Source organism: Shigella flexneri 2a str. 301 (assembly GCF_000006925.2).
Lineage (GTDB): Bacteria > Pseudomonadota > Gammaproteobacteria > Enterobacterales > Enterobacteriaceae > ECMA0423.
Window position 1 is genome coordinate 1,781,780 of record NC_004337.2, and the last position, 12,079, is coordinate 1,793,858.

A 12,079-nucleotide genomic window follows, 5' to 3' on the forward strand; every position below is an offset into this window, starting at 1 on the left:
GCCAGGGATGGATATTCAAAAAAGAGTGAGTGACATGGAACCAAAAACAAAAAAACAGCGTTCGCTTTATATCCCTTACGCTGGCCCTGTACTGCTGGAATTTCCGTTGTTGAATAAAGGCAGTGCCTTCAGCATGGAAGAACGCCGTAACTTCAACCTGCTGGGGTTACTGCCGGAAGTGGTCGAAACCATCGAAGAACAAGCGGAACGAGCATGGATCCAGTATCAGGGATTCAAAACCGAAATCGACAAACACATCTACCTGCGTAACATCCAGGACACCAACGAAACCCTCTTCTACCGTCTGGTAAACAATCATCTTGATGAGATGATGCCTGTTATTTATACCCCAACCGTCGGCGCAGCCTGTGAGCGTTTTTCTGAGATCTACCGCCGTTCACGCGGCGTGTTTATCTCTTACCAGAACCGCCACAATATGGACGATATTCTGCAAAACGTGCCGAACCATAATATTAAAGTGATTGTGGTGACTGACGGTGAACGTATTCTGGGGCTTGGTGACCAGGGCATCGGCGGGATGGGCATTCCGATCGGTAAACTGTCGCTCTATACCGCCTGTGGCGGCATCAGCCCGGCGTATACCCTTCCGGTGGTGCTGGATGTCGGAACGAACAACCAACAGCTGCTTAACGATCCGCTGTATATGGGCTGGCGTAATCCGCGTATCACTGACGATGAATACTATGAATTCGTTGATGAATTTATCCAGGCTGTGAAACAACGCTGGCCGGACGTGCTGTTGCAGTTTGAAGACTTTGCTCAAAAAAATGCGATGCCGTTACTTAACCGCTATCGCAATGAAATTTGTTCTTTTAACGATGACATTCAGGGCACTGCGGCGGTAACAGTCGGCACACTGATCGCAGCCAGCCGCGCGGCAGGTGGTCAGTTAAGCGAGAAAAAAATCGTCTTCCTTGGCGCAGGTTCAGCGGGATGCGGCATTGCCGAAATGATCATCGCCCAGACCCAGCGCGAAGGATTAAGCGAGGAAGCAGCGCGGCAGAAAGTCTTTATGGTCGATCGCTTTGGCCTGCTGACGGACAAGATGCCGAACCTGCTGCCTTTCCAGACCAAACTGGTGCAGAAGCGCGAAAACCTCAGTGACTGGGATACCGACAGCGATGTGTTGTCACTGCTGGATGTGGTGCGCAATGTAAAACCAGATATTCTGATTGGCGTCTCAGGACAGACCGGGCTGTTTACGGAAGAGATCATCCGTGAGATGCATAAACACTGTCCGCGTCCGATCGTGATGCCGCTGTCTAACCCGACGTCTCGCGTGGAAGCCACACCGCAGGACATTATCGCCTGGACCGAAGGTAACGCGCTGGTCGCCACTGGCAGCCCGTTTAATCCTGTGGTATGGAAAGATAAAATCTACCCTATCGCCCAGTGTAACAACGCCTTTATTTTCCCGGGCATCGGCCTGGGTGTTATTGCTTCCGGCGCGTCACGTATCACCGATGAGATGCTGATGTCGGCAAGTGAAACGCTTGCTCAGTATTCGCCGCTGGTCCTGAACGGCGAAGGTCTGGTACTACCGGAACTGAAAGATATTCAGAAAGTCTCCCGCGCAATTGCGTTTGCGGTTGGCAAAATGGCGCAGCAGCAAGGCGTGGCGGTCAAAACGTCTGCTGAAGCTTTGCAACAAGCCATTGACGATAATTTCTGGCAAGCCGAATACCGCGACTACCGCCGTACCTCCATCTAAGCCTGCACCCGGTAGTGAAGGCTACCGGGCTATTTCCCTCTCCCTTTTTCAGATCTCATCCATACTGGGTAGTGGCGAATAAATCTCATTTGCCTCACCTGCTATGCAGAACATCATCCGAAAAGGAGGAACTATGAAGACTGCAGTTGTTACGAAGGATCATCATGTTGACGTTACGGATAAAACACTGCGCTCACTGAAACATGGCGAAGCCCTGCTGAAAATGGAGTGTTGTGGTGTATGTCATACCGATCTTCATGTTAAGAATGGCGATTTTGGTGACAAAACCGGCGTAATTCTGGGCCATGAAGGCATCGGTGTGGTGGCAGAAGTTGGCCCAGGTGTCACCTCATTAAAACCAGGCGATCGTGCCAGCGTGGCGTGGTTTTACGAAGGATGCGGTCATTGCGAATACTGTAACAGTGGTAACGAAACGCTCTGCCGTTCAGTTAAAAATGCCGGATACAGCGTTGATGGCGGGATGGAGGAAGAGTGCATCGTGGTCGCCGATTACGCGGTAAAAGTGCCAGATGGTCTGGACTCGGCGGCGCCCAGCAGCATTACCTGTGCGGGGGTCACCACCTACAAAGCCGTTAAACTGTCAAAAATTCGTCCCGGTCAGTGGATTGCTATCTACGGTCTTGGCGGTCTGGGTAACCTCGCCCTGCAATACGCAAAGAATGTCTTTAACGCCAAAGTGATCGCCATTGATGTCAATGATGAGCAGTTAAAACTGGCAACCGAAATGGATGCAGATTTAGCGATTAACTCACGCACCGAAGACGCCGCCAAAATTGTGCAGGAGAAAACCGGTGGCGCTCACGCTGCGGTGGTAACAGCAGTAGCTAAAGCTGCGTTTAACTCGGCAGTTGATGCTGTCCGTGCAGGCGGTCGTGTTGTGGCTGTCGGTCTGCCGCCGGAGTCTATGAGCCTGGATATCCCACGTCTTGTGCTGGATGGCATTGAAGTGGTCGGTTCGCTGGTCGGCACGCGCCAGGATCTAACCGAAGCCTTCCAGTTTGCCGCCGAAGGCAAAGTGGTGCCGAAAGTCGCCCTGCGTCCGTTAGCGGACATCAACACCATCTTTACCGAGATGGAAGAAGGCAAAATCCGTGGCCGTATGGTGATTGATTTCCGTCACTAAGAGGTCTTTGCTGCGACTCCCATGTTCGGGTCGCAGCATCGCACACTCTCCAACATGAAATGGCTAAATGGATTATTGTTGCGTAGGAAGGAACAATAATGATAGTGTTCCCAGAGAAGTAACGCTACTGAGAGTAAAGACACTAATGAAAATGGCCAATCATCCCCGCCCGGGGGACATTATTCAGGAATCACTGGACGAACTTAATGTCAGCCTGCGCGAGTTTGCCAGAGCAATGGAAATTGCGCCCTCAACGGCAAGCCGATTGCTGACCGGAAAAGCAGCTTTGACGCCAGAAATGGCAATTAAACTTTCCGTGGTGATCGGCAGTTCGCCGCAAATGTGGCTGAATCTGCAAAACGCCTGGAGTCTGGCAGAGGCAGAAAAAACGGTGGTTGTGTCGCGATTACGCCGTCTGGTTACGCAATAAAAAATGGCACCCTATAAAGCGCCATTTGAAACTGATGACAAACGCAACATTGCCTGATGCGCTACGCTTATCAGGCCTACACGTTCACTTCAATCTATTGTATTTGAAGGGTTTTCATGCCGGATAAGGCATTCACGACGCATCCGGGATGAACAAAGCCCACGTTGTCTACAATATGAAAATGGCGCCTTTTACAGCGCCATTTTCAGCTTAAAGTTCAAAAGAGATTATATCCCTTCTTCACTCTCTTTTTTCGCTTCTGCCTTCTCGATTTCACGATACCAGCGCGGATGGTGTTTCTTCGCCCAGCGACGGCTCACCTTCCCTTCGATCATCCCTTTAATCGACCCTTTCACCCAGAATGCCATATACATATGGATCAGGATGGCGTGGATCAGGATGATACCCGCAGCCGCGTGGATCAGCAGGCTGTAGCGAACAACCTGCATCGGGAAGTACTGCGCAAAGTACGGACGCCAGATAATCACCCCGGTCACCAGCAGCACGAAAATCATGCTCATGATCGACCAGAACATCATCTTTTGCCCGGCGTTGTACTTACCAACATCCGCCACTTTGTGCTCATTGCCTTTTAATACTTCGACAATGTTCAACAGCCACGGAATATCTTTCTTATCCGGGATGTTGTGATGCACAAAACGCACAAACATAAACATCAGTGCGACGAAAATCGCAATGCCGAAGAAGGGGTGCAAAATGCGTCCCATCTGCGGCGTACCGAAGGTTTGCGTCAGCCATTGCAGCGTCGGGAAGAAGAACGAAATCCCGGACAGCGCCACCAGGAAGAAGCAAATCACCACGGTCCAGTGACAGGCGCGATCAATAAATTTGGTGCGCACAATCATTTTCGACTTACTCATGATGATCCTCCTCGTCATCGTCCACTTCCTTATTCGGGCCAATACCGATGTAGTGGAAAATCAACCCGGCAAAAGTGGCAATAAAGCCAGCCGCTGCCAGCGGTTTCAACGCGCCTTTCCACAGGCTTACCGAGGTGTCGATCTTCGGATCTTTCGGCAGACCGTGATACAGCTCCGGCTGATCGGCGTGATGCAGCACGTACATAACGTGCGTACCACCGACCCCTTCCGGGTTGTAGACGCCAGCATGTTCGTAACCACGCGCTTTCAGTTTCGCCACGCGCTGTTCCGCCAGCTCCAGCATCTCCTTCTTGGTGCCGAAGTGGATAGCCCCGGTCGGACAGGTTTTCACACAAGCCGGTTCCTGGCCGACGCTGACGCGATCGACGCAGAGCGTGCATTTATATACCCGGTTATCCTCTTTGTTGAGGCGCGGAATATTAAACGGACACCCGGCAATGCAGTAACCACAGCCGATGCAGTTTTCCGACTGGAAATCGACAATCCCGTTAGCGTACTGAATGATTGCACCAGCAGACGGGCACGCCTTCAGGCAGCCCGGATCTTCACAGTGCATACAGCCGTCTTTACGGATCAGCCACTCCAGCTTGCCATTCTGTTCGGTTTCGCTAAAGCGCATCACCGTCCAGGACTTGGCGCTCAGATCGGCGGGGTTATCGTAAACCCCGACGCAGTGCCCCACTTCATCACGGATGTCGTTCCACTCCGAACACGCCACCTGACAGGCTTTACAGCCGATACAGGTGGAAACGTCGATAAGTTTCGCGACTTCTGCTTTGTAATCACGCACCTGAGAAGGCGGCGTGATGGAGTTAGTTGCGGACCTTTTGATAATATCCTGCGTTTCCATAGCCATCTGTTCGCCCCCTTACGCCTTCTCGATGTTGACTAAGAACGCTTTATATTCCGGCGTTTGCGAGTTTGCATCACCGACATTCGGCGTCAGAGTGTTAGCGATATAACCTTTACGCGCGACACCCTCAAAGCCCCAGTGGATTGGAATACCCACCGTTTCAACCTGCTGACCGTTTACATTCAGCGGTTTCAGACGGCGCGTTACCACTGCCACCGCGCGGATAAAGCCTCGCTTGCTGGAGACAGTGACACGATCGCCATTATTAATGCCTTTCGCCGCCGCCTGCGTTTCGCTGATTTCCACAAACTGTTCCGGCTGAGCAATTGCGTTGAGCAACGCGTGCTTGGTCCAGGTGTGGAAGTGCTCGGTCAGACGATAGGTCGTACCCACATACGGGAACTGCTCTTTTTTACCCATCCGCAGCGCGTCTTGTTCATACAGACGAACAACCGGGTTAGACACCACGTTCGGATGCAGCGGGTTAGTGCCCAGCGGCGTTTCAATCGGCTCGTAGTGTTCCGGGAACGGACCTTCCGCCATTTTGTTGATGGCAAACAGGCGTCCCATCCCTTCCGGCTGCATAATAAACGGCCCGGTTGGCGTACCCGGTGCGGCATTGCCGAAGTCCGGAATATCGTTACCCGTCCACTTGCTGCCGTTCCACTGGATCAGCATCCGTTTCGGATCCCACGGTTTACCGTTGATATCCGCCGAAGCACGGTTGTAGAGTACGCGACGGTTGAGCGGCCACGCCCAGGCCCATCCCAGCGTATTCCCCAGACCGGACGGGTCGGAGTTATCGCGGTTTGCCATCTGGTTACCCTGCTCTGTCCAGCTACCGGTGTAGATCCAGCAAGAAGATGCGGTTGTACCGTCATCACGCAGATGCGCAAAGCTACTCAGCAACTGACCTTTCTTCGCAATCAGCACGCCATTAGCATCATAGAGATCTTCCAACGCATAGCCGTTGTTCTCTTTAGCTACTTCGTCAGATTGCGGTTCGTGCGGCTGCTTGTAGTTCCAGCTCATCTTCATCAGCGGTTCTACGCCTTTACCACCTTCGGCCTGGTACAACTCGCGCAGATGATGGTAGATACCCGCCAGAATTTCGCCGTCGTTACGCGCTTCGCCCGGCGCGTCCTGACCTTTCCAGTGCCACTGCAACCAGCGACCGGAGTTAGCGATAGAACCATCCTCTTCAGCAAAGCAGGTCGAAGGCAGACGGAATACTTCAGTCTGAATAGACGCCGGATCGACATCGTTCGACTCGCCGTGGTTCTGCCAGAAGGTAGAGGTTTCAGTCACCAGCGGATCGATAACCACCATGTACTTCAGTTTGCTCAGGCAGCTCACCACTTTGTTTTTATCCGGGAAGGACGCAACCGGGTTAAAGCCCTGGCAGAAATAACCGGTAACTTTGCCTTCATCCATCATGTTGAAATACTTGATGACGTCGTAGGTCTGGTCCCACTTCGGCAGCCAGTCATAGCCCCAGTTGTTCTCTTTCTGCGCGGCATCGCCATAGAAAGATTTCATCAGGCTAACGAAGAACTTCGGATAGTTGCTCCAGTAGTTCACCTGATCAGCCAGCGTCGCTTTCGGCGTGTTCGCTTCCAGATACGACTGCAAATCAACCTGTTTTTCTGACGGCAGCGTCAGATAACCTGGCAGGCTGGTAGAGAGCAGACCTAAGTCAGTCAGCCCCTGAATGTTGGAGTGACCACGCAATGCGTTCACGCCGCCACCGGCCATACCCATGTTACCGAGCAGCAACTGGATCATCGCCATAGTACGGATGTTCTGCGCACCCACGGTGTGCTGCGTCCAGCCCAGCGCGTACAGGAAGGTGGTTGTGCGATCCGGTGCGCTGGTGGAGGCCAGCACTTCACACACTTTCAGGAAGTCGGCTTTTGGCGTACCACAGATGTTTTCAACAACGTCCGGCGTGTAGCGGGAAACGTGCGCTTTCAGCAGGTTCCACACACAGCGCGGATGAGTCAGTGTTTCATCGCGTTTCGCATAGCCGTTTTCATCGAACTGATAGTTCCAGGACGATTTGTCGTACTGGCGTTTTTCAGCGTCATAACCGCTGAACAGGCCATCTTCGAAAGCAAAATCATCACGCACCAGTAGGCTGGCGTTGGTGTAATGTTTAACGTATTCGGCGTTGATTTTGTTGTTTTCGATCAGGTAGCGCAAAATGCCAGACAGGAACGTAATGTCCGTACCGGAACGAATAGGTGCGTAAATATCCGCCACAGAAGCGGTACGCGTAAAACGGGGATCGACAACGATCAAGGTTGCATCGTTGTTGTTTTTCGCTTCCATCGCCCAGCGGAAACCGACGGGATGCGCTTCAGCAGCGTTACCGCCCATTACCATTACGACGTTAGCGTTTTTGATATCCACCCAGTGGTTGGTCATAGCACCGCGACCAAATGTTGGAGCAAGACTTGCTACCGTTGGTCCGTGTCAGACGCGCGCCTGGTTGTCTACCGCCAGCATCCCGAGGGAGCGGGCAAATTTCTGGGTCAGCATCCCGGTTTCGTTGCTGGCACCGGAGGCACACAGCATACCGGTAGAAAGCCAACGGTTTACCGTTACGCCCTGCTCGTTCTTTTCAATAAAGTTAGCGTCACGGTCAGCTTTCATCAGCTTCGCAATACGGGAGAATGCTTCTTCCCAGCTAATGCGCTGCCATTTGTCAGAACCTGGCGCACGATATTTCGGGTAGCGCAGACGGTTTTCACTGTTGACGTAATCCAGCAAACCGGCCCCTTTCGGGCACAGCGCACCACGGCTTACCGGATGATCCGGGTCACCTTCAATGTGATAAATCGCTTCTCTGGCGTTTTTTGCGCCATCACCCAGGCTATACATCAATAGCCCGCAACCTACGGAACAGTATGTGCAGGTGTTACGGATCTCTTTAGCGCGTAATAATTTGTAGTTTCGCGCCTGAGCCAGTGCTTGCTTCGGGGCAAAGCCCAATGCCGCTACCGTTGTTCCAGCCATACCGCCCGCGCAGATTTTAAAAAATTGTCTGCGACTGACGTCCATTGCTTTCCTCTTTTTTCAGGGGTATTACTGCGCGAGGAAACTAACAGTAAAATTCTGAATCTTTTTGCGCGAAATCAAAAAGAACACGTGTTTGCCACAAAATAATCCGCCTGCGCAAATTGACCTACCTCAATAGCGGTAGAAAAACGCACCACTGCCTGACAGGCCAGTTAAAAAAATGCTATAAAATTCAGCTTAATTTTTAACGGCAAGAGAGACAAAACAGCGAGCATGACACGACAAAAAGCAACGCTCATAGGGCTAATAGCGATCGTCCTGTGGAGCACGATGGTAGGATTGATTCGCGGTGTCAGCGAGGGGCTCGGCCCGGTCGGCGGCGCAGCTGCTATCTATTCATTAAGCGGGCTGCTGTTAATCTTCACGGTTGGATTTCCGCGTATTCGGCAGATTCCGAAAGGCTATTTACTCGCCGGGAGTCTGTTATTCGTCAGCTATGAAATCTATCTGGCGCTTTCCTTAGGGTATGCGGCGACCCGTCATCAGGCGATTGAAGTGGGTATGGTGAACTATCTGTGGCCCAGCCTGACAATTCTCTTTGCCATTCTGTTTAATGGTCAGAAAACCAACTGGCTGATTGTACCAGGATTATTATTAGCCCTGGTCGGCGTCTGCTGGGTGTTAGGCGGTGAGAATGGGTTACATTATGATGAAATCATCAATAATATCACCACCAGCCCATTGAGTTATTTCCTGGCGTTTATTGGTGCGTTTATCTGGGCAGCCTATTGCACAGTAACGAATAAATACGCACGCGGATTTAACGGAATTACCGTTTTTGTCCTGCTAACGGGAGCATGTCTGTGGATTTACTATTTTCTCACGCCACAACCAGAAATGGTATTTAGCACGCCCGTCATGATTAAACTCATCTCTGCGGCATTTACCTTAGGATTTGCTTATACTGCATGGAATGTCGGTATATTGCATGGCAATGTCACCATAATGGCGGTAGGCTCGTATTTTACGCCTGTACTTTCCTCAGCGCTTGCAGCCGTGCTGCTCAGCGCCCCGCTGTCGTTCTCGTTCTGGCAAGGCGCACTAATGGTCTGCGGCGGTTCCCTGCTCTGCTGGCTGGCGACACGTCGTGGTTAAAATAATTGCCGGGTCTACGGCCCGGCAGTTAATCAGATAAATTCCGACAATATTAAAAAATAAATTTCAAATACCAGTAATTCACCTTATATCTCATTTCGACTTCGATCACATATCGATAAATAATATTATTCTATTTTTCTCATTGTTTTTAATCACCATTCTATTTTAAAAACAGTATGTCATTGGTAATGACTCCAACTTACTGATAGTGTTTTATGTTCAGATAATGCCCGATGACCTTGTCATGCAGCTCCACCGATTTTGAGAACGACAGTGACTTCCGTACCAGCCTTGCCAGATGTTGTCTCAGATTCAGATTATGTCGCTCAATGCGCTGAGTGTAACGCTTGCTGATAACGTGCAGCTTTCCCTTCAGGCGTGATTCATACAGCGGCCAGCCATCCGTCATCCATACCACGACCTCAAAGGCCGACAGCAGGCTCAGAAGACGCTCCAGTGTGGCCAGAGTGCGTTCACCGAAGACGTGCGCCACAACCGTCCTCCGTATCCTGTCATACGCGTAAAACAGCCAGCGCTGACGTGATTTAGCACCGACGTAGCCCCAATGTTCGTCCATTTCAGCGCAGACAATCACATCACTGCCCGGTTGTATGCGCGAGGTTACCGACTGCGGCCTGAGTTTTTTAAGTGACGTAAAACCGTGTTGAGGCCAACGCCCATAATGCGTGCACTGGCGCGACATCCGACGCCATTCATGGCCATATCAATGATTTTCTGGTGCGTACCGGGCTGAGAGGCGGTGTAAGTGAACTGTAGTTGCCATGTTTTACGGCAATGAGAGCAGAGATAGCGCTGATGTCCGGCAGTGCTTTTGCCGTTACGCACCACGCCTTCAGTAGCGGAGCAGGAAGGACATCTGATGGAAATGGAAGCCACGCAAGCACCTTAAAATCACCATCATACACTAAATCAGTAAGTTGGCAGCATTACCTATGTCATTTATAAATGACGCCGTTTAAAATTCGTTTAGAAAATACGTTTAACGATAATTAAAAGGATTCTGTTAAATGAAATTAAAAATAGTTGCGGTGGTTGTAACTGGTTTGTTAGCTGCGAACGTAGCACACGCTGCCGAAGTCTATAACAAGGATGGTAATAAACTCGACCTTTATGGCAAGGTTACCGCTCTACGTTATTTTACTGATGATAAGCGTGACGATGGTGATAAAACTTATGCCCGTCTCGGCTTTAAAGGAGAAACGCAAATCAATGATCAAATGATTGGTTTTGGTCACTGGGAATATGATTTTAAAGGCTATAACGATGAAGCCAACGGCTCGCGCGGCAACAAGACCCGTCTGGCCTATGCTGGTTTAAAAATTAGTGAATTTGGCTCTCTGGACTATGGTCGTAACTACGGTGTCGGCTACGACATTGGTTCATGGACCGATATGTTGCCAGAATTTGGTGGCGATACCTGGAGTCAGAAAGATGTCTTCATGACATACCGTACCACCGGTCTAGCAACCTATCGCAACTACGATTTCTTTGGCTTAATTGAAGGGCTGAACTTTGCCGCGCAATATCAAGGCAAAAATAAACGTACTGACAACAGTCATCTTTATGGTGCTGACGACACGCGTGCCAACGGTGACGGTTTCGGTATCTCCTCAACTTATGTTTATGATGGCTTTGGTATCGGTGCGGTATATACCAAATCCGATCGGACAAATGCGCAGGAAAGAGCCGCAGCTAATCCTCTCAATGCCTCCGGTAAGAATGCAGAACTATGGGCCACAGGTATAAAGTATGATGCCAACAACATCTACTTTGCAGCTAATTACGATGAAACATTAAACATGACCACCTATGGGGATGGTTATATCTCTAACAAAGCACAAAGTTTTGAAGTGGTGGCGCAATATCAATTCGACTTCGGCTTGCGCCCATCACTCGCTTACCTGAAATCGAAAGGCAGAGATCTGGGCCGCTACGCCGACCAGGACATGATTGAGTATATCGACGTTGGTGCGACGTATTTCTTCAACAAAAATATGTCGACCTATGTTGATTATAAAATCAACCTGATTGATGAAAGCGACTTTACCCGTACCGTAGATATTCGCACCGATAACATCGTCGCTACGGGCATTACCTATCAGTTCTAACGTCCTCTCCTGACCAGCCCTTCTCTGGGCTGGTTTTTGATTTAAGTGCTGCTGTATGACTCCTTAAGTAAAAATGAGCAATTCTTGATATTTCTGGTCATTCACCTCAATTAATATTATTCCATATCCTCCGGGGACATCTTACTATAATATTTATTGATGAGTGATTATGACCAATATTAATACAGCTTGTGTAAAAAATAATGCCAGTTATCAACTTAATAACGCATTACCTAACAAAGAAACCATCTCCAGCAATTTTTGTGAACGACTAGAACAATGGGGTAATAAATCGGTTAATAATGGTGAAGAAAGAGCAATTGCCGTGGAGCGAATTAAAGAAGCTTACAATTCGAACATGGCATCTCTTGATTTGTCATATCTTGATTTGAGTGAATTACCGCCTATCCCCTCGACAGTTAATACGTTAAATCTGGAAAACAATTGTCTAACTTGTCTTGACTTAGCTGACAATGCCAGTCTCGTTAATATCAACCTCAGCGTTAATAAAATTAACACGATAACCTTTCCAAAAGAACCAAAACTGGAAAACATTTATATTAATCATAACAATCTGGAAAGTTTAGATTTAAAAAATCAGCATTCATTGGTTAATCTGGAAGCGCAAAATAATAGCCTAAAAAAATGATATTTCTGATAGTTATAAACTGAAATTTCTTAATCTTGATTATAACAAGCTAGCATCGCTG

Annotated in this window: 11 protein-coding genes and 1 other annotated feature; of the genes, 6 read left to right on the forward strand and 5 right to left on the reverse strand. The window is 49.7% G+C overall.

Annotation, left to right across the window (positions count from 1 at the left end):
* The first annotated feature begins 34 nt into the window (after positions 1–34).
* The 3 genes from sfcA (at position 35) to yddM (ending at position 3,306) form a co-directional block, all read left to right on the forward strand.
* Positions 35–1,732 carry a malate dehydrogenase gene (gene sfcA, locus SF1746; RefSeq protein ID NP_707611.2) on the forward strand — a complete coding sequence of 566 codons (1,698 nt, stop codon included), beginning with the start codon at positions 35–37 and terminating at the stop codon, positions 1,730–1,732.
* A 133-nt stretch (positions 1,733–1,865) separates the two neighbouring features.
* Positions 1,866–2,876 carry an ethanol-active dehydrogenase/acetaldehyde-active reductase gene (gene adhP / locus SF1747; protein NP_707612.1) on the forward strand — a complete coding sequence of 337 codons (1,011 nt, stop codon included), beginning with the start codon at positions 1,866–1,868 and terminating at the stop codon, positions 2,874–2,876.
* 67 nt (positions 2,877–2,943) lie between these two features.
* Positions 2,944–3,306 carry a hypothetical protein gene (gene yddM / locus SF1748; protein ID NP_707613.1) on the forward strand — a complete coding sequence of 121 codons (363 nt, stop codon included), beginning with the start codon at positions 2,944–2,946 and terminating at the stop codon, positions 3,304–3,306.
* A gap of 227 nt (positions 3,307–3,533) precedes the next feature.
* Here yddM and fdnI read toward each other — a convergent pair whose 3' ends face one another.
* Genes fdnI through fdnG form a run of 3 tightly spaced genes read right to left on the reverse strand, consistent with a single transcriptional unit; the run spans position 3,534 to position 8,124 of the window.
* On the reverse strand, positions 3,534–4,187 hold the full coding sequence (fdnI, locus tag SF1749; RefSeq protein NP_707614.2) for a formate dehydrogenase-N subunit gamma: 654 nt from the start codon (positions 4,185–4,187) through the stop codon (positions 3,534–3,536).
* A complete protein-coding gene (fdnH, locus tag SF1750; protein NP_707615.1) occupies positions 4,180–5,064 on the reverse strand; it encodes a formate dehydrogenase-N iron-sulfur subunit beta in 885 nt (294 codons plus the stop codon). The genes fdnI and fdnH overlap by 8 nt, the downstream gene beginning before the upstream one ends.
* A gap of 12 nt (positions 5,065–5,076) precedes the next feature.
* Complete coding sequence (gene fdnG, locus SF1751; RefSeq protein NP_707616.1) at positions 5,077–8,124, reverse strand: formate dehydrogenase-N subunit alpha; 3,048 nt, start codon at positions 8,122–8,124, stop codon at positions 5,077–5,079.
* Positions 8,125–8,355: 231 nt separating this feature from the next.
* Between fdnG and yddG the strand changes: the two genes are divergently transcribed.
* Complete coding sequence (yddG, locus tag SF1752; RefSeq protein ID NP_707617.1) at positions 8,356–9,237, forward strand: aromatic amino acid exporter; 882 nt, start codon at positions 8,356–8,358, stop codon at positions 9,235–9,237.
* A gap of 187 nt (positions 9,238–9,424) precedes the next feature.
* Positions 9,425–10,192, reverse strand: a mobile genetic element.
* On the opposite strand, the gene insB is transcribed toward yddG, so the two are convergent.
* Together insB and insA are read right to left on the reverse strand one after the other, a co-directional pair.
* Positions 9,440–9,835 (reverse strand): insertion element IS1 protein InsB, encoded by a 396-nt coding sequence (insB, locus tag SF1753; RefSeq protein NP_707618.1) that lies wholly within the window; start codon positions 9,833–9,835, stop codon positions 9,440–9,442. Its footprint overlaps the feature before it by 396 nt.
* Entirely contained in the window at positions 9,862–10,137 is a 276-nt protein-coding gene (gene insA / locus SF1754; RefSeq protein NP_707619.1) for an insertion element IS1 protein InsA, read from the reverse strand. Its footprint lies within the feature at positions 9,425–10,192.
* A 76-nt stretch (positions 10,193–10,268) precedes the next feature.
* Between insA and SF1755 the strand changes: the two genes are divergently transcribed.
* Complete coding sequence (locus SF1755; RefSeq protein NP_707620.1) at positions 10,269–11,369, forward strand: porin; 1,101 nt, start codon at positions 10,269–10,271, stop codon at positions 11,367–11,369.
* 163 nt (positions 11,370–11,532) lie between these two features.
* Complete coding sequence (locus SF1756) at positions 11,533–12,018, forward strand: hypothetical protein (protein NP_707621.1); 486 nt, start codon at positions 11,533–11,535, stop codon at positions 12,016–12,018.
* Positions 12,019–12,079 lie beyond the last annotated feature (61 nt).